The sequence below is a fragment of the Novosphingobium sp. BL-S-21 genome, assembly GCF_055521655.1.
Genome location: NZ_CM145496.1, coordinates 202,428 through 222,457, shown reverse-complemented (window position 1 = coordinate 222,457; position 20,030 = coordinate 202,428). Strand labels below are relative to the sequence as shown.

20 protein-coding genes and 2 tRNA genes are annotated in these 20,030 nt (G+C 65.8%); 7 read left to right on the top strand and 15 right to left on the bottom strand.

Translation table 11 applies throughout. The features are described from left to right. Window positions 1-53 precede the first annotated feature (53 nt). Window positions 54-1,862: a lytic transglycosylase domain-containing protein gene (locus ACZ1J6_RS09425; RefSeq protein WP_132262162.1), complete on the top strand. Its 1,809-nt coding sequence runs from the start codon at window positions 54-56 to the stop codon at window positions 1,860-1,862. Then, a complete protein-coding gene (moaB, locus tag ACZ1J6_RS09420) occupies window positions 1,852-2,379 on the top strand; it encodes a molybdenum cofactor biosynthesis protein B (RefSeq protein WP_134092682.1) in 528 nt (175 codons plus the stop codon). The genes ACZ1J6_RS09425 and moaB overlap by 11 nt, the downstream gene beginning before the upstream one ends. A gap of 74 nt (window positions 2,380-2,453) precedes the next feature. Here moaB and ACZ1J6_RS09415 read toward each other — a convergent pair whose 3' ends face one another. Together ACZ1J6_RS09415 and thiE are read right to left on the bottom strand one after the other, a co-directional pair. Continuing rightward, window positions 2,454-3,296 carry an arylamine N-acetyltransferase family protein gene (locus ACZ1J6_RS09415; RefSeq protein WP_431568437.1) on the bottom strand — a complete coding sequence of 281 codons (843 nt, stop codon included), beginning with the start codon at window positions 3,294-3,296 and terminating at the stop codon, window positions 2,454-2,456. Between the two features lie 142 nt (window positions 3,297-3,438). Next, window positions 3,439-4,074 carry a thiamine phosphate synthase gene (gene thiE, locus ACZ1J6_RS09410; protein ID WP_134092680.1) on the bottom strand — a complete coding sequence of 212 codons (636 nt, stop codon included), beginning with the start codon at window positions 4,072-4,074 and terminating at the stop codon, window positions 3,439-3,441. A 325-nt stretch (window positions 4,075-4,399) separates the two neighbouring features. Here thiE and ACZ1J6_RS09405 point away from each other — a divergent pair, with 325 nt between their 5' ends. Then, window positions 4,400-4,804 (top strand): hypothetical protein, encoded by a 405-nt coding sequence (locus ACZ1J6_RS09405; RefSeq protein WP_207912790.1) that lies wholly within the window; start codon window positions 4,400-4,402, stop codon window positions 4,802-4,804. A gap of 99 nt (window positions 4,805-4,903) precedes the next feature. Here the strand turns inward: ACZ1J6_RS09405 and ACZ1J6_RS09400 are convergent, their stop codons facing one another. The 6 genes from ACZ1J6_RS09400 to tkt form a co-directional block, all read right to left on the bottom strand. Further along, window positions 4,904-5,815, bottom strand: coding sequence for a fructose bisphosphate aldolase (locus ACZ1J6_RS09400; protein WP_431568436.1), 912 nt, complete (start codon window positions 5,813-5,815; stop codon window positions 4,904-4,906). A gap of 79 nt (window positions 5,816-5,894) precedes the next feature. Beyond that, window positions 5,895-6,986 carry an acyltransferase family protein gene (locus ACZ1J6_RS09395; protein WP_431568435.1) on the bottom strand — a complete coding sequence of 364 codons (1,092 nt, stop codon included), beginning with the start codon at window positions 6,984-6,986 and terminating at the stop codon, window positions 5,895-5,897. A gap of 146 nt (window positions 6,987-7,132) precedes the next feature. Beyond that, window positions 7,133-8,332 carry a phosphoglycerate kinase gene (locus ACZ1J6_RS09390; protein WP_132262152.1) on the bottom strand — a complete coding sequence of 400 codons (1,200 nt, stop codon included), beginning with the start codon at window positions 8,330-8,332 and terminating at the stop codon, window positions 7,133-7,135. Then, window positions 8,329-8,763, bottom strand: a complete 435-nt coding sequence (locus ACZ1J6_RS09385) for an MOSC domain-containing protein (protein ID WP_132264040.1) — start codon at window positions 8,761-8,763, stop codon at window positions 8,329-8,331. Before ACZ1J6_RS09385 ends, ACZ1J6_RS09390 begins: the two co-directional genes overlap by 4 nt. Window positions 8,764-8,838: 75 nt before the next feature. Further along, window positions 8,839-9,846, bottom strand: a complete 1,008-nt coding sequence (gap, locus tag ACZ1J6_RS09380) for a type I glyceraldehyde-3-phosphate dehydrogenase (RefSeq protein WP_132262150.1) — start codon at window positions 9,844-9,846, stop codon at window positions 8,839-8,841. A gap of 16 nt (window positions 9,847-9,862) precedes the next feature. Beyond that, window positions 9,863-11,851, bottom strand: a complete 1,989-nt coding sequence (gene tkt, locus ACZ1J6_RS09375) for a transketolase (protein ID WP_132262148.1) — start codon at window positions 11,849-11,851, stop codon at window positions 9,863-9,865. A 236-nt stretch (window positions 11,852-12,087) separates the two neighbouring features. Between tkt and ACZ1J6_RS09370 the strand changes: the two genes are divergently transcribed. The 4 genes from ACZ1J6_RS09370 (at window position 12,088) to ACZ1J6_RS09355 (ending at window position 13,794) form a co-directional block, all read left to right on the top strand. Further along, window positions 12,088-12,303, top strand: a complete 216-nt coding sequence (locus tag ACZ1J6_RS09370; RefSeq protein ID WP_132262146.1) for a hypothetical protein — start codon at window positions 12,088-12,090, stop codon at window positions 12,301-12,303. A gap of 4 nt (window positions 12,304-12,307) precedes the next feature. After that, window positions 12,308-12,658, top strand: coding sequence for a cell division protein ZapA (locus ACZ1J6_RS09365; RefSeq protein WP_431568434.1), 351 nt, complete (start codon window positions 12,308-12,310; stop codon window positions 12,656-12,658). A 316-nt stretch (window positions 12,659-12,974) separates the two neighbouring features. Then, the gene (locus ACZ1J6_RS09360) at window positions 12,975-13,577 is read left to right on the top strand and encodes a 5-formyltetrahydrofolate cyclo-ligase (RefSeq protein WP_465128060.1); all 603 of its coding nucleotides are present in this window, start codon (window positions 12,975-12,977) and stop codon (window positions 13,575-13,577) included. A gap of 1 nt (window position 13,578) precedes the next feature. Further along, complete coding sequence (locus ACZ1J6_RS09355) at window positions 13,579-13,794, top strand: DUF2842 domain-containing protein (RefSeq protein ID WP_132262141.1); 216 nt, start codon at window positions 13,579-13,581, stop codon at window positions 13,792-13,794. A 119-nt stretch (window positions 13,795-13,913) separates the two neighbouring features. Here the strand turns inward: ACZ1J6_RS09355 and ACZ1J6_RS09350 are convergent. The 7 genes from ACZ1J6_RS09350 to thyA form a co-directional block, all read right to left on the bottom strand. After that, window positions 13,914-13,990, bottom strand: a tRNA-Asp gene (locus tag ACZ1J6_RS09350). An 88-nt stretch (window positions 13,991-14,078) separates the two neighbouring features. Beyond that, window positions 14,079-14,155, bottom strand: a tRNA-Asp gene (locus ACZ1J6_RS09345). A 392-nt stretch (window positions 14,156-14,547) separates the two neighbouring features. Further along, window positions 14,548-15,132: a YdeI/OmpD-associated family protein gene (locus ACZ1J6_RS09340; RefSeq protein WP_465128059.1), complete on the bottom strand. Its 585-nt coding sequence runs from the start codon at window positions 15,130-15,132 to the stop codon at window positions 14,548-14,550. Between the two features lie 23 nt (window positions 15,133-15,155). Further along, a complete protein-coding gene (locus ACZ1J6_RS09335; RefSeq protein WP_431568431.1) occupies window positions 15,156-16,499 on the bottom strand; it encodes a dihydrolipoamide acetyltransferase family protein in 1,344 nt (447 codons plus the stop codon). Between the two features lie 4 nt (window positions 16,500-16,503). Next, entirely contained in the window at window positions 16,504-17,556 is a 1,053-nt protein-coding gene (locus ACZ1J6_RS09330; RefSeq protein ID WP_134094932.1) for an alpha-ketoacid dehydrogenase subunit beta, read from the bottom strand. A gap of 5 nt (window positions 17,557-17,561) precedes the next feature. After that, window positions 17,562-18,860 (bottom strand): thiamine pyrophosphate-dependent enzyme, encoded by a 1,299-nt coding sequence (locus ACZ1J6_RS09325; RefSeq protein ID WP_314463425.1) that lies wholly within the window; start codon window positions 18,858-18,860, stop codon window positions 17,562-17,564. A gap of 154 nt (window positions 18,861-19,014) precedes the next feature. Next, on the bottom strand, window positions 19,015-19,905 hold the full coding sequence (thyA, locus tag ACZ1J6_RS09320) for a thymidylate synthase (RefSeq protein ID WP_465128241.1): 891 nt from the start codon (window positions 19,903-19,905) through the stop codon (window positions 19,015-19,017). Window positions 19,906-20,030: the final 125 nt, after the last annotated feature.

The window sequence follows — 20,030 nt, the reverse complement described above, 5'->3', positions numbered from 1 at the left end:
TCCGCCGGCGATTAGGTCGCACGATGCGGGGAATGAATTTGAAAAGATCCGGCATGGAGAGAAACCGCAAGGGACCCTGGCGCGCCAGCGCAGCCACAGGCGTCACTTTTGCCGTTCTCACCGTCATGTCCGCCCTGGGCGCAAGCCCGGCCATCGCCAACAGCGCGGCCGTGGAATATTTTCGCTCGCGCGCGGACAATACCGCGGTTCCCTCGCTGCTGAGCCAGGATGACCGCGCCTATTACAAGCAGGCTTTCGACGCCGTGGACTCGAAGGATTGGTCCACTGTCCAGCGCTTGCTGGCAGACCGTCCCGAGGGCCCGCTCCACCAGCAGCTTCGCGCCGCTTACTATCTTGCGTCCGGCTCTCCCAAGATCGAGCTTCCCGCGCTGCAATCGTGGCTGGCCGAAGGCACCGACCTGCCCGGCGCAGACCAGATCAGCCGCCTGGCCCTCAAGCGCGGCGCGCTCAACGTGCCCTCGCTTCCCGCCGAGCAGCAGTTCGCCCGCCTGCCGACCATGGTGAAGCGCGTGCGGCCCTCCTCGATCGACGACGGCACGATGCCCGCCATGATCGCAAGCGGCATCAACGACCGCATCAAGGCCGACGATCCCACCGGCGCCCGCATGCTGCTGGACGGCATCGACGCTGGCCTCAGCCCCTCGACCCGGGCCGAATGGCGCCAGAAAGTGGCCTGGAGCTTTTATATCGAGAATCAGGATGCGCAGGCCTATCAGCTAGCACAGCTTGCCGCGATGGGCACCGGCCCCTGGGTCGGCGAAGCGTGGTGGACCGCCGGTCTGGCCGCCTGGCGTCTGGGTGACTGCGACGGCGCGGCCGACGCTTTCGACAAGACCGCCAAGTCGTCCGAGAACGCCGAACTCACCAGCGCGGCGCACTATTGGCGCGGCCGCGCCCTCGTGCGTTGCCGCAAGCCGGAACAGGCTTCGGCAGCCCTGCGCCTCGCCGCCGCCCGCGACGAGACGCTTTACGGCATGCTGGCCGCCGAGCAGTTGGGCATGAAGCTGCCGGAACAGCATGCCGCGGCGGACTTCACCCAGAACGACTGGCAAGTGCTGCGCACCAACACCAACATCCGCACGGCCGTGGAACTCGCCGAGATCGGCGAGGACAGCCTGGCCGACGAAGTGCTGCGCCACCAGGCCCGCATCGGCACCCCGGACCAATATGCCTCGATCACGCGCCTTGCCCGCGATCTCGGCCTGCCCTCCACCCAGCTCTGGATGGCCTATAACGCGCCCTTCGGCGGCAAGCCCGAGCCGGCAAGCCGGTTCCCCACCCCCAAGTGGAACCCGGTCGGCGGCTGGAAGGTCGATCCGGCACTGGTCTATGCCCATGCCCTTCAGGAATCGATCTTCCAGACCAGCGTCGTCAGCCCGGCGGGCGCGCGCGGCCTGATGCAGATCATGCCCGCTGCCGCGCGCGATCATGCCAATTCGCTCGGCTACACCGGCAACGCTTCCGATCTCAACAAGCCGGAAGTGAACCTTGCCTTCGGCCAACGCCATCTTGAGATGCTGCGCAACGATCCGGGTACGCAGGGCCTGCTGCCCAAGGTCATGGCCGCCTACAATGCCGGTCCGCTGCCGGTGCGCCGCTGGAACTCCGAAGTGAACTGCCAGGGCGATCCGCTGCTCTGGATCGAATCCTTGCCGTACTGGGAGACGCGCGGTTACGTGAACATCGTGCTGCGCAATTACTGGATGTACGAGCGTCAGGCCGGAGGCCAGTCCGAAAGCCGCATGGCGCTGGCGCAGGATATGTGGCCGACGTTCCCCGGCCTCTCGGGCTCGCAGGCCGTCCGCATGACGGCGAACGGGGCAATCGTGCGTGGCCATTGATCCCGAGCGTGTCTTCAAGCCCATCAATATCGCCGTCCTGACCGTCTCCGACACGCGCGGCCCCGAAAACGACACTTCGGGCGACATCCTCGTCCAGCGCATTCGCGACGCCGGCCATGCCCTGGCCGACCGCGCGATCGAGCGCGACGATGCCGACGTGATCGCCGCAAGGTTGAACGCCTGGATCGACGATCCGAACGTGGACGCCATCGTCTCCACCGGCGGGACCGGCCTCACCGGGCGCGACGTCACGCCCGAGGCCATCGACCGGGTGAAGGAGCGCGACATTCCGGGGTTTGGAGAGCTGTTTCGCTGGCTTTCGTACAAGACCATCGGCACGTCCACCGTCCAGTCCCGCGCCTGCGCCGCCGTTTCGCGCGGCACTTACCTCTTCGCCCTCCCCGGCTCGAACGGCGCAGTGAAGGACGGTTGGGACGGCATTCTGGCCGAGCAGCTCGACAGCCGGAACCGTCCCTGCAACTTCGTGGAACTGATGCCGAGGCTGCGAGAGAAGTAAGCTCGGCGGCCCTCAGCCGCCCGGCCCGTCACCGCTTGGCGGACAAACTGAGCGTCTCGTAAGGGACTGCTTGCTCAGGCGAAAATCGGCAGTTTTGCAGCGTCTTCCTCGCTGAGCGTGATGCCGAACGTCTCGCCCAGAAGGCGGGCATATTCGGCGGCGGTTTCGATCTGGCGAACTTCGCTCTTGCCGTGACGGCCGATCGTGAACTGCCGGTCGCTCAAGGACGCGAAGCCGCCTTCCAGCACCACGCTGGCGACGCAGAGCGTGGTGAAGCGCGTGCCGGGCCGGGTCGAGGTCCAGTGGTTGCTCATCTCCAGGTCGTCCTGCGCGACATCATCGAGATCGAACACATATTGCGGCTGCCAGTCGCCGTGGGGAGCGCCGCGTCCATCGGTGGCGCCTGCGGGACCGGCGCGTTCGAGCCGCCATTCACCGCCCAGCGATCCGCGTTCTCCGCCGCGCAGAAGCCTGTGCCAGGCGCCGTCGCCGGTCTGCACTTGCGCGCCGTCTTCAAGCGGGAGCGGCGGAACGTAGCTGCCGCCGAAGCCGGCATCGGCAATCCAGGCCTCGCCGTCCAGATTGACCAGCAGCAGGGTATGGGTACGGGGCGGAACCACGCCCTCGCCCAGCCCCAGCAGCACGCGGGCCAGCAGGGGCCGGTTGACCAGCCCCATGGCCGAAAGCGCGTCGGCGTAGAGGCGGTTCTGTTCGAAGCAATAGCCCCCGCGACCGCGCGTCACGAGCTTTTCGAAGACGCTGGCACTGTCGATGCGGATGCCCTGTCCCAGCGGTATCGCGAGGTTTTCGAAACCGATCGACCGGCGATGCGCCGTCTGCACCGCGCCCAGCCCTTCCGAAGAGCGGGCCGGCATCTCGGAAAGGCCGATACGGGCGAAGTAACGATCGATGTCCATGTGCCGTTTCTGCACCGCTCGCCCCCGCGGGGCAAGCCTGTGGATAAGCTGTGCAAAGCCTGGGGACTGGCCGTGGAAAGCCGGTGGAGCGACAGTGGAAACCCTGTGGGTTTCCCGCTTCGCCCCGCCCCCTCCGGCAGGATCAGTTCGCTGCGGTCAGCGCTTCGTGGAAAGCCTTGATCGCGGCGGCTTCGTCGCCGTTCCAGACCGCCCCCGATACGGCCAGGAAGTCCGCGCCGGCCTTCACCAGAGGAGCACAGTTTTCAGGCGTGATCCCGCCGATGGCCACGCAAGGGATCTCGAAGATCGCCTGCCACCATTCGAGCAGGTCGACGCCCGCCATGTGCTTCACCTGCTTGGTCGTCGTAGGGAAGAAGGCCCCGAACGCCACGTAGTCCGCGCCGGCCTCCCCCGCATCCATGGCCAGGTGGCGGCTGTCGTGGCAAGTCACGCCGACTTGCGCATCGCGGCCGAGCGCATTGCGCGCCTCTTCCACCGTGCCGTCTTCCTGGCCGATGTGCACGCCATCGGCGCCGAGACGCTTGGCCAGGCTGATCGAATCGTTGACGATGAACGCCACGTCCCGTTCCCCGCAGATCTTCTGCAGCGGTTCCGCAAGCCGCGCGGCCTCGTGCTGGTCGAGGTCCTTGACCCGGAACTGGAACGCCGCGACCGGCGCCGCATCCAGCGCACGCGCCAGGCGATCGGGAAAGCCGCCGCCCACTTCGAGCGGCGAGATAAGATAAAGCTGCGTCGGTTCGCGTTCGTTTTCGTCCATGCCGCGGCCCTAGCGCGTCCTCGGGCTCAGGAAAAGGCTTCCTCGTCCGATGAGGCATTGGCGCAAGGGCTTCAGTTCGGGCAAGGTTCAGGCGCGATGCGGTTTCTCGGCGAGGAGCCGCCCCAAGTCCCTCTCCCCCTACCGTGTGAGGATCATGAGAAGCCGCGCCCTGACGACTGCCCTTTCGCTCGCGACCGCGTTGGTCGCGCTGTCTGCCTGCCGGATCATTCCAGCCTCCCCTGTGCGGCCCCATGCGCCCGCCTCGACTCCGGCACCAGCATCGGCCCCTGCCCCGCTCCCGCCGCCAACCGCCCCGGACCCGGAAGTGCTGGCCCCCGAACCGGATGTCCATGCAGGCGGTCCACCGGCCACCGATTTCTACACCCCGCAATCCCCCCCGCCGCGCGCGCCCTACGAGGGACCACCGCTCGCTTATACCCGCATCGGCGAGACGGTCTTCGTCGACGGCCCCAAGGTGACCCCGCTCGCGCTGCTGGAGGACAGCCGCTGCGCCGAAGGCACCCAATGCGTCTGGGCCGGCCGCCTGAGAGTTCGCGTTCGCGTGGACCTGGGTTCGGGGCCGCGCGAAGTGGAGATGACGCTGGGACAGCCCGTGCAGATCGCGGATGGACAGCTCGACTTGCTGGATGCCCTGCCTCGGCCCACTGCCGGCAGGAAACCGGCGCCTTTCGCCTACCAGTTCGGCTTCCGCTTCATGGGCGGCCTCTGACCGCTGCCAAGCAGCCAAGGACCTGACGAAAGGCCGTAACGGAAAAAGGCGGCGCCTTGCGGCACCGCCCTTCCTTCAAGCGAAAATCCCCGGGCAGGATCAGGCGGCGGTGGTCGCGCCGACCTTTTCGGTAGAACCCGCGAAGATTTCGTCGATCGCCTCGCTCAGCGCGGCGTCGAATTCCGCGTCGCTCATCTGCGAGCGCAGGTCTTCCAGCAGCGCGCGGCTGAAGCTGGCGATGATGCCCTTGTTCTTTGCCAGTTCGGCGCAGGCTTCGGTGCGCTTGTAGCCGCCCGAAAGCGCCACCACGCGCAGAACCTTGGGGTGCGAAACCAGCGGGTCGAACGTGCCCGGCACGATCGGCAGCGAAAGCTTGAGCATGACGCGCGTGCCTTCCGGCAGGGCATCGAGGTTCTTGAGGATCTCGGCCAGGAGCAGCGAATCGCACTCGGCGCGAGTCTCGCTCTTGATGTTCACTTCCGGCTCGATGATCGGCATCATGCCGTGCGAGAGCACTTGGCTGCCGATCTCGAACTGCTGCTTCACCACGGCGGCGATGCCTTTGGCATTGGCCGAATTGATCACCGAACGCTCTTTGGTGCCGAACACGCCGAGCGCCTTGGAACGCTCCAGCAGGGCATCGAGGGTCGGCATCGGCTTCATCAGCTGTACGCCGTTGGCTTCGTCTTCCAGGCCCTTGTCGACCTTGATGAAGGGAACCACGCCCTTGGCGATCAGCGCCTGCGGAGTGGGCACGCCGGCGACTTCGCCATCCATGGTCCGCTCGAACAGGATCGCGCCGATCACCTTGTCACCGGTGAAGGCTGGCGAGGCGATGATGCGGGCGCGCATCTGGTGGATCAGGCCGAACATCTCCTCTTCGCTCGACCAGGCGCCTTCCTCGATGCCGTAGCCCTTCAGGGCCTTGGGCGTGGAGCCGCCGCTTTGGTCGAGCGCGGCGATAAAGCCGTTCCCGCCGGCCATTTTGGCCGCCATTTCCGAATATTGCATGGTTTTCTCCTCCTAGTTGTATCGACAACCTGAAACGGGCTTATTCCCCGAGCCACCGTTTCGCAACTGCGGCAAAAGGCTATCCGTCGGTTGGGTGATCCGTTCCGGCGAAGACGCGCGCGCGCTTGCGGCGGCGCAGCATGTCGGACAGCAGCATGCGCGCGGGAACGTCGATCCAGCGCACGCAGAACCACGCGACGAGGAGGCACGCGCCCAGGAACGCGAAGGCCATCAGCACTTCGTTGTAGTGGAGGTCGTCCTTGAAGTAACGCATCGGCTCTATCAGCGCCCAGTGCACGGCATAGAGCGCGAACGACACCTCGCCAACGAACCAGGCCGCGGGCGCCAGCTTTCGCGAGGGTTCGACGCGCGATCCCAGCCAGACCAGCAAGGGGGACAGCAACAGCGTGCAGGCAAGGTCGTAGTGGCTGGCCGATAGCCAGTGGGGATCGGCCAGCAGCATTGCAGCGATCGCGGCGAGGCAGGCCAGCCCGCCGAGCGTCGCCGGCCGGTGCGCGGGCTGGCGCAGGCGCGCGATCAGCATGCCGGCGCAGAAGGAGTAGAGCGTGCGGGCCAGCGCCACCGACCACTCGTTCCAGATCGCACCGATATTGCCCGAGCCGTTCTCCAATACCGCCGGGGCGAACCACCATGCCGAAGCCGCGCAGACCGCCAGCAGGGCGAACCGCGGCAGGCGGAACAGCAGCAGGATCATCACCAGATTGGCGACAAGCTCGTAGAACAGCGACCAGGCCGGGACGTTGAGCGGAAACAGGGTGTTCGTCAGCGGGGACGGCAGCATCAGCGCATTGATGGCGGTGCTGATCACGATCGTCGGCACGCGCAGCGAAGTGTCACCGCCGGTATAGTGGCGTACCAGGCCCACCGTGGTCGTCAGCAGCACGCCGACGAGAAACAACGGATAGAGCCGGACCAGGCGCTTGGTCATGAAGTCGCCCGCGCCCATGCCTCCCTGCCAGCGCGGCAGGTAGCTGGTGCAGAGCACGAAGCCCGAGAGCGCGAAGAAGAAATCCACCGCGACGTAGCCGTGCGGTGCCTGGGAGATGTTGAAGTGGAACAGCGCCACCGCCAGCGCGGCAATCCCGCGCATGCCGTCCAACGTGACGTAACGCCCGTGCCACGGCGGCGCGACTTGGTCACGGTGGCTCATTCCTGCGGCATCCCCCTCTCGACGTCCCGGACCTGATCCGGGACCGCCGGCCCTGAACGGCCCCTTCGCGGCGGCGCGCTTCGCATCCCCGCCCAAAGACCTGTCATCGGTCCCGGATCAGGTCCGGGACCGATGGTGTAATCGACTCAGGCCGAAAGCGCGGCCACGCCCGGAAGTTCCTTGCCTTCCATCCATTCGAGGAAGGCGCCGCCTGCCGTCGAGATGTACGAGAAGTCGTCCGCCACGCCGGCGTGGTGAAGCGCCGCAACCGTATCGCCGCCGCCGGCAACCGAGACCAGCGAGCCCTCGCGGGTCAGCGCGGCAGCGGTTTTTGCCAGGGCCACGGTGGCCGCATCGAAGGGAACCGTCTCGAACGCACCCAGCGGCCCGTTCCACACGAGCGTGCGGCAGGTCTTGAGCACGTCGCCCAGGGCTTCGACGGCCAGCGGGCCGACGTCGAGGATCATCTCGTCAGCGGCCACTTCATGAACGTTGCAGGTGCGCAAGCTGGGCGGATTGGCGGCGAATTCCTTCGAGACGACCACTTCGTAAGGGAGGTGGACGGTGCAGCCCGACTGGTCGGCCACGTCGAGGATCTCGTTGGCCGTGCCGGTAAGGTCGTGCTCGCAAAGCGACTTGCCCACGTCCACGCCCTTGGCGGCCAGGAACGTGTTGGCCATGCCGCCGCCGATGATGAGGTGATCGACCTGGGTGACGAGGTGCTTGAGCACGTCGAGCTTGGAGGAAACCTTCGCGCCGCCGACGACGGCCGCGACGGGCTTTTCGGGCTTGCCGAGCGCCTTGTCGAGCGCCTCGAGTTCGGCCTGCATCGAGCGGCCGGCATAAGCGGGCAGCACATGGGCAAGACCCTCGGTCGTGGCATGGGCGCGGTGGGCGGCGGAGAAGGCGTCGTTCACGTAGAAGTCGGCATTGGCGGCAATGGCCTTGACCAGCTCGGGGTCGTTCTTTTCCTCGCCCTTCCAGAAGCGCGTGTTCTCCAGGATGGCGATGTCGCCCGCGCGCAGGATGCCGACCGTCTGCTTGACGACGTCGCCGGCGATCTCCGGCACGAACATCACTTCCTTGCCGAACACCTTTTCGACCGCGCCCACCACCATCGACAGCGACATGGTCGAGACGCGCTCACCCTTGGGGCGGCCGAAGTGGGCCAGCAGCAGCACCTTGGCGCCCTTTTCGGCCAGTTCCAGCACTGTCGGCGCCGCGGCGCGGATGCGGGTGTCATCCGTGACCTGCCCGTCGTTCATCGGCAGGTTGAGGTCGACGCGCACGAGCGCGACCTTGCCCGTCACATCACCAAGGTCGTCAAGGGTCTTGAAAGCGCTCATTGCTCGATCCTTATCTCGTCACCGACGGCGATCGTGCCGTCTGTCAGCACCGTGCCCAGCACGCCGCCCCGCCAATCCGGCAGGAGCGCGGCCATGAGCCCCGGCACCACGTCTTCCATGCGGCTGCATGGGTCGCATTCCATGGTCACTGCGATGCGCAGGCTTTCGCCGATGGCGATGACGCAGCCTTTCTCGCGCGGAAGGTGCATCCCGTTCACCCGCAGGCCTTCGACCAGCAAGTTGGCGCGCCGTGCATGCCAGGGCGGACAATCGCCCTCCGCCAATCCCAGGTCGCGCAGCGCGGCCAGCCAGTCTTCGGCTGCCAGCAGCGAGACCTGTCGGCGCGGCACCCGGCCCGGACGCACCGCGCCGCGAAAGTCCCCCTGGACTCCCGCGGCGGCAGTTACGGCGGCGGACCGCAATTCCTCCATCGGCGCGCGCGGCCGTTTGCGCCGCGCGATACCGATGAGGCGGCCCGCCTCCATCAACGCCTCAGAGCAGGCGCATCAGAGGAACTTGGCCATTACGCCGGCCGTGTCGACCATGCGGTTGGAGAAGCCCCACTCGTTGTCGTACCACGACAGGACGCGGACCAGCTTGCCTTCGAGGACCGAAGTCTCGAGGCTGTCGATGGTCGACGAATGGGCGTCGTGGTTGAAGTCGATCGAGACCAGCGGTTCTTCGGTGAAGGCGAGCACGCCCTTGAGTTCGCCCTCGGCCGCTTCCTTGAGCAGCGCGTTGACTTCTTCGGTGGTGGTGTCGCGCTTCGGCACGAAGGTCAGGTCGACGACCGAGACGTTCGGGGTCGGCACGCGGATCGACGAACCGTCGAGCTTGCCCTTCAGGTCCGGAAGAACGAGGCCCACGGCAACGGCGGCGCCGGTGCTGGTGGGGATCATGTTCATCGCGGCAGCGCGGGCGCGGCGCGGATCGCTGTGGATCTGGTCGAGGATCTTCTGGTCGTTGGTGTACGAGTGGATCGTGGTCATCAGACCGCGCTCGATACCGATCTTCTCGTGCAGAACCTTGGCGAAGGGCGCCAGGCAGTTGGTGGTGCACGAGGCGTTCGACACGACGACGTGATCGGCGGTCAGTTCCTTGTGGTTCACGCCGTAAACGACGGTGAGGTCCACGCCCTTGGCAGGCGCCGAGACGAGCACGCGCTTGGCGCCTGCGTCGATGTGCTTGGAGGCCGATTCCTTGTTGGTGAAGAAACCGGTGCATTCCAGAACGATGTCCACGCCCTGCGCGGCGTGCGGCAGGTTGGCGGGATCGCGCTCGGCCGTCACATGAATGCGCTTGCCGTTGATGACGAGATCGGTGCCGTCAACTTCCACGGTACCTTCGAAAGTACCGTGGACGCTGTCGCGCTTGAACAGGAGAGCATTGGCCTTGGCGTCCGCCAGGTCGTTGATCGAAACCAGCTCGAGGTCATGGTCCGTGCGTTCGAGAATGGCGCGAGCGACATTGCGCCCGATACGTCCGAAACCGTTGATCGCAACCTTGGTCGCCATTGCAATAATCTCCTCTTTAAACGCTGAGCTTGTTGAGAATCTTCGGAACGATCGCCTCGACGGTGAAGCCGAAGCGCGCGAACAGGTCCTTGGCCGGGGCCGAGGCGCCGAAGCGGTCGAGACCGATGTTCAGGCCGCCGTTGCGGCTCTGTGCGGTATAGCGTTCCCAGCCCATGGTCGTTCCGGCCTCGATCGAGACCTTCAGGATCGACGCATCATGGGGAAGGATCTCGTGCTGGTAGGCTTCGTCCTGCGCGGCGAAGAGTTCCATGCACGGCATCGAGACGACATCGGCGCCGATGCCCTGCGATTCCAGTGCGTCCTTCACCTTCACGGCCAGTTCGACTTCCGAACCGGTGGCGATCAGGATCACCTTGCGGTCGGCGCCGGCATGGCGGAGCGTGTAGGCGCCGCGGGCCGAGAGCATGTCGCCGCTGCTGCGAAGCTGCGGCAGGTTCTGGCGGGTAAGGGCCAGGACCGAAGGCGTTTCCTCGGATTCGAGCGCGATGTTCCAGCACTCCGCCGTCTCGATCACGTCGGCCGGGCGGAACACGTAGAGGTTCGGAATCAGGCGCATGGACATGACATGCTCGACCGGCTGGTGAGTCGGACCGTCTTCGCCGAGACCGATCGAATCGTGCGTCAGCACGTAGATCACGCGGGTCTGCTGCAGCGCCGAGAGGCGGATCGCATTGCGGCAGTAGTCCGAGAAGATCAGGAACGTGCCGCCGTAGGGGATCACGCCGCCGTGCAGGGCCATGCCGTTCATGGCCGCGGCCATGCCGAATTCACGGATGCCGTAATAGACGTAGCGGCCGCCGTAGTTCTCGGGATTGAACGGATCCTGGCACTTGGCCTTGGTGTTGTTCGAGCCGGTGAGGTCGGCCGAGCCGCCGATCATCTCGGGGATGGCCGGGGCCAGCACGTTCAGCCAGTTTTCCGACGCCTTGCGGGTGGCGACGGTGGATTCGCCTTCCAGCCATTCGGCCAGCTTGGCGCGGATCGCATCGGCTTCCGGCAGTTCGCCGGCCATGCGGCGGCTGAATTCCTCGCCCTTGTCGGAAGCGGCCAGGCGGCCGAACCATTCCACATGGGCAGCCGCGCCGGCTTCGCCCGTGGCGCGCCAGTCGGCCAGGATCTCTGCCGGGATCTCGAAGGGAGCCGAGGTCCAGCCAAGGTATTCGCGGGCCGCGGCGACTTCGGCATCGCCCAGAGCGGCGCCGTGAACGTCATGACCGCCCTGCTTGTTGGGCGCGCCTTTGCCGATCACCGTGCGGCAGGCGACGAGCGTGGGCTTGTCCGAAGCGGCGGCAGCGGCCAGCGCGCGTTCGATGTCCGCGAAGTCGTGGCCGTCGCAGTCCAGCGTTTCCCAGCCGGCGGCGCGGAAGCGCGCGGGGATGTCTTCGCTGGTGGAGAGCGCGGTATCGCCGTCGATGGTGATGTGGTTATCGTCCCACAGCACCTTGAGGCGGCCCAGCTTGAGATTTCCGGCGAGGCCGATGGCCTCGTGGTTGATGCCTTCCATGAGGCAGCCGTCACCCGCGATGACCCAGGTCTTGTGGTCCACAAGATCGTCGCCGAACGTGGCATTGAGATGACGTTCCGCCATCGCCATGCCCACGGCCATGGCCAGACCCTGGCCGAGCGGGCCGGTGGTGCATTCCACGCCTTCGATCAGGAAGTTTTCCGGATGACCGGCGCAGACCGAGCCGAGCTGGCGGAAGTTCCGGATGTCGTCCATCGTCGGGCTGGCATAGCCGGTCAGGTGGAGCAGCGAGTAGACCAGCATCGAGCCATGGCCGGCCGACAGCACGAAGCGGTCGCGGTCGGCCCACTTGGGCTGTGCGGGGTCGAACTTGAGGAACTTCGAGAACAGGACGGTCGCGACGTCGGCCATGCCCATGGGCATACCAGGGTGGCCGCTGTTGGCCGCCTGGACCGCGTCCATCGACAGCGCCCGGATGGCATTGGCCATCGGCGCGAGACGGTCAGCAGCAAGGGTCATCGTGAAGGCTCCGGAAACGGAAAGAATGGGACGATTCGAACTTGCCGACCCCCTTTAGGGCGAGGCCGTCTCCCGTCAAGTTCACCTAAGGAGGATTGGCCTGCCGCCTACATGAGGACTTGTACAGGGATGCGCCAATCATATGGTGGCACATTCGTCTCGTCTGATCGAATGCACTGTGAACAAGGCGGGGCAATTGATTGCCTTTTGGCGTTTTCACGGTAGCGCAGGCGGCAATGGAAAAGGTGACGAACGAGGCCGCTACAGAGCAGGCAATCGACAGGATCCGGGCCGCACTCGCACGGCTGGAAAGCGCGGTATCGCATAGCCGCGACTTGCAGGACCGCCACGGCCGCCTGCGCGGCACGGTCGAGGACACGCTGGGCGAGATCGACGCGCTGCTGGCGCAGCACCGCCAGCCCCAGCATCTCCCCCCGCAGCAGAAGCCCTGAGCCAATGGCAAACATCTCCCTGATGATCGGCGGACGCGAATTCATGCTCGCCTGCGCGGACGGCGAAGAGGCTCACCTCACCCGCCTGGCCGAGATGATCGACGAAAAGCTGGCCCAGGCCGGCGCAGTGGGACAGACCGAGCCGCGTATGCTGCTCTTCGCCTCGCTGATGCTGGCCGACGAACTGCACGAGCTGCGCCAGCGCGCCCAGCAACCCGCGGCGGCGCCGGTCGCCACCCCGCCGCCCGCGCCGGTACCGGAAATTCCCGAGGTGCTGGTCGAGGAACTGGCGCGGATCGCCGATCATGTCGAAAAACTTGCGGACCTCCTTGAGCAGAGCGCTCCGAACGCCTAACTAGGGGATGACGGGATCTGCCCGGCACGAGCCGTTCGAACATCCCTGAGGCTATAAGCAATCCAATGGGGTCTGTCCCTGCCCGGACCGTGGTCCGACGCACATGGTCCCCACCTGACGTCGAGGCGTCAGAGGATTTCTAGGCAACGACCCAAGGTGGACCCGTCACCCACTCCGCACAGGCCCCGAAGGCCCGCTTTCGGCCTTATCCTTTCGGCACGCGAGATGCCCGAATTCCGACATGCCGCGAAGGCGCTTCGGTGGTATTGTCGCGGTTCCGAACTTTCTGGCCTGATATTCTAGAATGGGACTCACGGTGGATTCGTCGCCTCCTCTCTCCCCCACGATCGAGAAAAGCGCCTTGCGCAAGGCGCATCGCGCCGCGCGTACGGAGCATGTCGCCTCGCTGCCGCAGGGCATGCGGGCGCTCGTCCTCAATCGCCCGCCCGCGCCTGTCGCGGAAATGATGCCCGAGGGGCTGACGATCGGCCTCTACGCCCCCGTGCGTGACGAAGCTCCGGCTTTCGGCTGGGCGCGATGGCTGTCCGAACACGACCGGCGCATCGCCCTGCCCTGGTTCTCGGAGCGCGAAAGCGCGATGGAGTTTCGGGAGTGGGCCAATCCCTTCGACGAGGAACAGCTGACGATCGGCCCCTGGGGCGCTCTTCAGCCCCTGCCCGACGCACGGCCGGTGGTCCCGGCCATCGTCGTGGTGCCGCTGCTCGCTTTCACGGCCCAGGGGCATCGCCTCGGCCAGGGCGGCGGCCATTACGACCGCTGGCTCGAAGCCAATCCCGACGTTCCCGCGATCGGCCTTGCCTGGGACTGCCAGTTGGCCGAAACTCTCCCCCTGGAGCCGCACGACCGCATTCTCGACGCGATCGTGACGCCGACCAGAATCTACGAGGGAGAGATCTGACTTGCGCGAAACCCCGACCTGGCGAATCCCCATCGGGGTGCTCGCGCTGTTTGCGGCGCTCTGCGTCTACGGCCTGCTGCTGGCGCGCTACCTGCCGCCGGTGATCGGCAACTGGCATGTGCTGCTGCAGACGCCGGTCTACCTAGCCCTCGGCATCGTATGGATATTGCCGCTGAAGCGGTTTCTGATCTGGATGGAGACCGGGCGCTGGGGATGATTCCCCGGCGCTTTTTTCTTGCCCCGCGCACGGCCCTGAAACGGAGCAGGCAAAAGAAAAGGCCGGGTGTTAACCCGGCCTGTTTCGTATCATTGCTTTACCACCTCCCGGGAAGGAAATGGCGCGAGTGACGGGGCTCGAACCCGCGACCTCCGGCGTGACAGGCCGGCACTCTAACCAACTGAGCTACACCCGCGCAGCAATGTATGTGAGGTTTTTAGACTACCTCAAGTCGCTGGTTTACCAGCATTTCCCCTGCCTGTCACAGGCAGGAAATTCCCAAGTGGCGCGAGTGACGGGGCTCGAACCCGCGACCTCCGGCGTGACAGGCCGGCACTCTAACCAACTGAGCTACACCCGCGTTCTTGCGGTTGCGTCCGCTTGGGAGGCCGCCCTCTATGTCAGCACCGGGTGCCTGTCAACGCACTATTCCAGGCCAGGGAAGATTTTTGCGACGACGCCGCGACTAGCCTGTGGACAGTTTCGACAGCCCGCGGATTTTCGTGAGGTTTAGGCCGGTTTCATGGCCCGAAGGCAAAGTCCGGTGCCTTCGCGCGAACAAAATGGCAGGAAAAAACTTTCCGGTAACGCCGGATCAGGCACGACAGGAGCGGAAGGCCGAGTTGGTCGAGGGGCGATTCTGCATCCTTGAGCCACGCACATCGGCAATCGGGCCCATCAACTCTGTCGGACTTGATATGGCACCGCCGCCTGGAGAGGCACGCCCGCCGATGCACCCCCCGCCCTGAGGCCTCACGCGCCCATGCGCGGCTTCTCGTACTTCCAGTTGCGCGTCTTGCCTTCGGCGATCCATTCGGCCGCCTGGGCCATGCGCTTGTCCCGCGTTGCCGCCGTCTTCGCCTCGGTGATCCATTCGAGATAGTCGCGCCTGTGCGAGGGCGCGAATCGTTCGAACGCCGCCTGCGCCTGCGGCACCGCCGCGAGCAAGGCGGCGAATTCTGCGGGCATGGGGATTTCCGGACGCGGCTTTCGTTCGGCTCGCGCCCTGGCAGGAGGACGGCCGCCAAGAATACGATCCGCCGCTTCGTGCAGCAGTGCCGACAATTCGGCTTCGCGGGGCATGTCCGCCTCGGATGCCACACGGATGAAACGGCGCGACATGGCATCGCCGTGGATACCGAAAGCGCAATGCGCCTTGAACGCGCTCATCCCGGCGACGTTCTTGCCCCGCACGGTAAAGTGGGGGACGCTCCACTTGATGGCCTCCTCGGCCTCAGGGAGCGCGCTGTGCGCCATGTCGCGCAGCTGTTCGAGCAAGGGGCGCAGCGGCTCAGCAGACCGGGCGATATAGTCATCGACACGCGGATCCCTGCCCATATGCGCTGCTCCAGCCCCTCAGCCTAACCCGCCAGAATAAGCGCCGGCGCCTCGATCAGCTTCTTGAGGTCCTGCGCGAAGCTGGCTGCATCCCACCCGTCTACCACGCGGTGATCGCAGGACATCGAGATATTCATGATCTTGCGCTTTTCGATGCGCTCCGCGCCGTCCGCGCCCTTCACGAACATCGGCCGCTCGACGATGCGGTTCGGACCGATGATCGCCACTTCGGGGCGATTGATGACCGGCGTGGTCGCCACGCCGCCCATCGGCCCGAGCGAGGTAACGGTGATGGTCGATCCCGAAAGCTCGGAAGACTTCGCAGACCCGTCTCGCGCCGCATTGGCGAGACGGCCGATCTCGGCGGCGAGTTGCCAGAGGTTGCGATCCTGCGCGTCGCGGATCACCGGGACCATCAGGCCCGCGGGAGTCTGCGCCGCCATGCCGAGATGCACGGAGCCATAGCGCGTCACCACGCCCGCCTCGTCATCGTAATGGGCGTTGAGCATCGGATACTTCGGCAGCAGCTTGCAGATCGCGGCGATGAGGAACGGCAGCATCGTCAGCTTGGGGCGACCGTCCACATTGGCTCCCCTCCCCGCATTGAGCTGTGCGCGCGTTTCCTCCAGCGCCGTCACGTCGAATTCCTCGACATAGGCGAAATGCGGGATCTGGCGCTTGGACGCCGCCATGTTCTCGGCGATGCGGCGGCGCAACCCGATCACGCGGACCTGTTCGTCCTGACCCTTTCGCCCGGCCGGCTGGAAACCGCCCGCGGCGTTATAGGACAGGAAGGCGTCGAGATCCGCATGACGCAGGCGGCCGTCTTCGGCGGGGCGCACTTCGCCAAGGTCGATGCCGAGATCGGCCGCCCGCTTGCGGACCGCCGGGCTGGCCATGACTTTCGAATGAGCGGCCGGGCGCGGCTGCGGGGCCTTGGCACCAGCGGCAGAAGGAGCAGGTTCCGGAGCGGGCGCCGGAGCCGGTTCGCGCTTCGGCTCGGGAGCCGGTGCCGCCGCCTGCTCGACGCGCGCGACATCATCGGCATCGGGCGTTTCCGCCGCGATCCGCTGCTCGACCACAGCAGCCTTCGGCGCAGGCGCACGGTCGACCTCGTTGCCGGCGCCTTCGACCTCGATCACCACCAGCGGCGAGCCGATGGCGATCACGTCGCCCGCCTCGCCCGCCACTTCGATCACGGTACCCGAAACCGGGCTTTCCATCTCGACCGTGGCCTTGTCAGTCATCATGTCGGCCAGACGGCCGTCTTCCTCGACCGTGTCGCCGACCTTGACGTGCCAGGCGACGATCTCGGCTTCTGCGATGCCCTCGCCGATGTCCGGCAGGCGGAATGTGAAACGACCCATCGGATCAATCCTTCATGAGCCGATCGACCGCCTCGCCAATGCGGACGGGACCGGGGAAATAGGCCCACTCGAGGCTATGCGGATAAGGCGTGTCGAAACCCGTCACGCGCTCCACCGGCGCCTCGAGATGATAGAAGCAGCGTTCCTGCACGAGCGTCACCAGTTCCGCGCCGAAGCCGGACGTGCGGGTGGCCTCGTGTATCACCAGACATTTGCCCGTCTTCTCCACCGACTTTTCCACAGTGTCGATGTCGAGCGGGACAAGGCTGCGCAAGTCGATGATCTCGGCATCGATGCCCTTCTCGGCCAGGACTGCCTCGGCCACATGGACCATGGTGCCATAAGTCACGACGGTCAGCGCCGCGCCCTCACGAACCACGCGCGCCTTGCCGAGCGGAATGCGGTAGTAGCCCTCCGGCACCTGGCTTCCCGGCAGACCCTTCCACGGCCGCGAAGGGCGGTCGTAATAGCCGTCGAACGGGCCGTTGTAGATCCGCTTCGGCTCGAAGAAGATGACCGGGTCGTTGTCCTCGATCGCCGCGATCAGCAGGCCCTTGGCGTCATGGGGGGTTGCCGGGATCACCGTCTTGAGACCGGCGACATGCGTGAACAGCGCCTCCGGGCTCTGGCTGTGGGTCTGGCCGCCGAAGATGCCGCCGCCGAACGGAGAGCGCACGGTGATCGGCGCGACGAATTCGCCGGCGGAGCGATAGCGCAGGCGCGCCGCTTCGGAGACGAGCTGGTCCAGGCCCGGATAGATATAGTCCGCGAACTGGATTTCCGGCACCGGGCGCAGGCCATAGGCGGCCATGCCCACGGCAGCGCCGATGATGCCGCATTCGTTGATCGGCGTATCGAACACGCGGTTCCTGCCAAACTTCTTCTGCAGCCCTGCCGTCGCGCGGAACACGCCGCCGAAGTAGCCGACATCCTCGCCCATGACGACGACATCGGGATCGCGCGCCATCATGATGTCGAGCGCGTCGTTGATCGCCTCGATCATGTTCATCGAACGGCTCGGCGCGTCGTGGAGGCTGACGGGGTTTTCCTCGATCATGGTCCTCACTCCTTCCACTCCGGCCATTTGATCTGTCGCTCGCGAATGGCCTGCTCGGCCTGTTCCTGGAGATGCCATGGCAAATCCTCGAACACGTCTTCGAACATGGTGTGGAACGGATGGTGCAGACCGTGGCCGAGGATGCCGTTCTTCTCGGCCTCCTTGGTGGCCGCCTTGACCTGCTCGGCCAATTCGCGGTCCATCGCCTGGTGCTGATCCTCAGACCATTCGCCCAGCGCGATCAGATGGCGCTTGAGGCGCATGATCGGATCGCCCAGCGGCCAGTCCTCCGCCTCGCGCGCGGAGCGGTAGGCGCTGGGATCGTCCGAAGTGGAGTGGCCTTCCGCGCGGTACGTGAAGTGCTCGATCAGCGTCGGGCCCTTGTTCGCGCGGGCCCTGTTGGCAGCCCATTCCATCGCCGCGTAGACCGCCAGGATGTCGTTGCCGTCCACGCGCAGCCCGGCGATGCCATAGCCCGCCGCCCGTGCCGCGAAGGTCGTGCGCTCCGCGCCGGCGAAGCCGGAGAAGCTGGAGATCGCCCACTGGTTGTTGACCACGTTGAGCACGACCGGCGCGTTGTAGACCGCCGCGAAGGTCATCGCCGCGTGGAAGTCGCCTTCCGCGCTGGAGCCTTCGCCCACGAAGCTGGTGGCGATGCGGGTGTCGCCCTTGATCGCGCTGGCCATGGCCCAGCCCACCGCCTGCGGGAACTGCGTGGCGAGATTGCCGGAGATCGTGAAGAAGCCGTAGTCCTTGGCCGAATACATGATCGGCAACTGGCGGCCTTTCAGGGGATCGGCGCGGTTGGAGTAGATCTGGTTGATCATCTCCACCAGCGGATAGCCGCGGGCGATGAGGATGCCCTGCTGGCGATAGCTGGGAAACACCATGTCATCCGCCGCAAGCGCATGGGCGCAGGCGATCGAGATCGCCTCCTCTCCAGTGCACTTCATGTAGAAGCTGGTCTTGCCCTGCCGCTGGCCGCGATACATGCGATCGTCGAAGGCGCGGGTAAGCGCCATCGTCGCGAGCATGCGGCGCAATGTCTCGGCATCGAGACCGGGATTCCACGGACCGACCGCGCGGTCGTCGTCGCCCAGCACGCGGATCATGTCCAGCGTCAGGGGCCAGGTATCCTGCGCCTCGCAGGCCTCGTCCGGCCGGGCCAGAAGGCCCGGTTCGGGGATTTCCAGGTGCGTATAATCTACCGTATCGCCGGGCCGATACTTCGGCTCGGGGACATAGAGATCGAGTGGCGGCAAATTGCCGCGTGGCTTGCCTGTGCGAACCGGGCCTTCGGCCATTCTGGTTATCCTCTCCCGATGTTACGGGCCGCGAAAACCTGAACTGCGCAAGGAAAAAGGGACGAACCTGGCGCGTTTCAAAATTCCACGGTCAGGTCATATTATTTCAACCTCCAGCAATGTCAATCCATAGTGAGAGGCATCGAAACCAGCCTCAAACCGCCACGGGAGCGGCGATATGGGCCTGCGGCGCGTAGCCCGAGACCACGAAATCCTCGATGCGGTAATCGAAGATCGAATCGGGCTTGCGGGCGATATCCAGATGGGCCTCTCCTTGCGGGACCCGCGAAAGCTGCTCTTCGACCAGCGCCGCGTGATTGAGGTAGAGATGGACATCGCCGCCCATCCAAACGGCCTCGCCCGGCTCAAGGTTGCATTGCTGTGCGAACATCCGCGTCAGGAGCGCCAGGGACCACATGTTGAAGGCGAAGCCCAGGCCCAGGTCGCAGCTTCGCTGGTAGAGCGCGCAGGAGAGCCGGCCATTGGCGACGTGGAACTGGTAGGTCTTGTGGCAAGGCGGCAGGGCCATGGCATCGAGTTCGGCGACGTTCCAGCCTTCGATGATGTGGCGGCGGCTGCCGGGATTGGCCTTCAGGCTTTCCACCACTTGCGCCACCTGGTTCACGCCGTCCGCACGCTTGCGGAACAGGCCCTCGCCCGCATCCTCGTAGACCGGCCAGTCGACCCATTGCTTGCCATAGACCGGGCCGAGATCGCCCCATTCCGCGGCAAAGGCCGCATCCTCGACGATGCGGCGCGAGAAATCGGCGCGCGCGATCGCCTCGCCGGTTTCGCGGCGATAGCGGTCCAGGGGCCAGTCGGTCCAGATTTCGACGCCTTGTGCGCAGAGAGGGCGGATATTGGTCTCTCCGGTCAGGAACCAGAGCAGTTCGCGGGTGGCCGTCTTCCAGTAGACCCGCTTGGTGGTGAGCAGCGGCATCGCCCCGCCGGACAAGTCGAACCGCACGGTCGCGCCGAAAACCGAGCGCGTGCCGACGCCGGTGCGATCCACGCGCTCGTCGCCCTCCTCCCAGATGCGGCGCATGAGATCGAGGTATTGCCACTCCCAGTGGCGCGCGGCCTTCGGGGCGGCGCCAGTATCGGGGCCGGAGTCAGGGCCGGAGTGAGAGGCAGAATCGGCGGTCAGTGTCTCGGTCATGCCGGGGAGCC

Bases quoted from the DNA above. Each gene is read 5' to 3' on its own strand.
- ACZ1J6_RS09425 (WP_132262162.1), top strand. From the start codon at position 54: ATGGAGAGAAACCGCAAGGGACCCTGGCGCGCCAGCGCAGCCACAGGC.
- ACZ1J6_RS09415 (WP_431568437.1), bottom strand. From the start codon at position 3,296: ATGGACATCGATCGTTACTTCGCCCGTATCGGCCTTTCCGAGATGCCG.
- thiE (WP_134092680.1), bottom strand. From the start codon at position 4,074: ATGGACGAAAACGAACGCGAACCGACGCAGCTTTATCTTATCTCGCCG.
- ACZ1J6_RS09400 (WP_431568436.1), bottom strand. From the start codon at position 5,815: ATGCAATATTCGGAAATGGCGGCCAAAATGGCCGGCGGGAACGGCTTT.
- ACZ1J6_RS09395 (WP_431568435.1), bottom strand. From the start codon at position 6,986: ATGAGCCACCGTGACCAAGTCGCGCCGCCGTGGCACGGGCGTTACGTC.
- ACZ1J6_RS09390 (WP_132262152.1), bottom strand. From the start codon at position 8,332: ATGAGCGCTTTCAAGACCCTTGACGACCTTGGTGATGTGACGGGCAAG.
- ACZ1J6_RS09385 (WP_132264040.1), bottom strand. From the start codon at position 8,763: ATGGAGGAATTGCGGTCCGCCGCCGTAACTGCCGCCGCGGGAGTCCAG.
- gap (WP_132262150.1), bottom strand. From the start codon at position 9,846: ATGGCGACCAAGGTTGCGATCAACGGTTTCGGACGTATCGGGCGCAAT.
- tkt (WP_132262148.1), bottom strand. From the start codon at position 11,851: ATGACCCTTGCTGCTGACCGTCTCGCGCCGATGGCCAATGCCATCCGG.
- ACZ1J6_RS09370 (WP_132262146.1), top strand. From the start codon at position 12,088: ATGGAAAAGGTGACGAACGAGGCCGCTACAGAGCAGGCAATCGACAGG.
- ACZ1J6_RS09365 (WP_431568434.1), top strand. From the start codon at position 12,308: ATGGCAAACATCTCCCTGATGATCGGCGGACGCGAATTCATGCTCGCC.
- ACZ1J6_RS09340 (WP_465128059.1), bottom strand. From the start codon at position 15,132: ATGGGCAGGGATCCGCGTGTCGATGACTATATCGCCCGGTCTGCTGAG.
- ACZ1J6_RS09335 (WP_431568431.1), bottom strand. From the start codon at position 16,499: ATGGGTCGTTTCACATTCCGCCTGCCGGACATCGGCGAGGGCATCGCA.
- ACZ1J6_RS09330 (WP_134094932.1), bottom strand. From the start codon at position 17,556: ATGATCGAGGAAAACCCCGTCAGCCTCCACGACGCGCCGAGCCGTTCG.
- ACZ1J6_RS09325 (WP_314463425.1), bottom strand. From the start codon at position 18,860: ATGGCCGAAGGCCCGGTTCGCACAGGCAAGCCACGCGGCAATTTGCCG.
- thyA (WP_465128241.1), bottom strand. From the start codon at position 19,905: ATGCGCCGCATCTGGGAGGAGGGCGACGAGCGCGTGGATCGCACCGGC.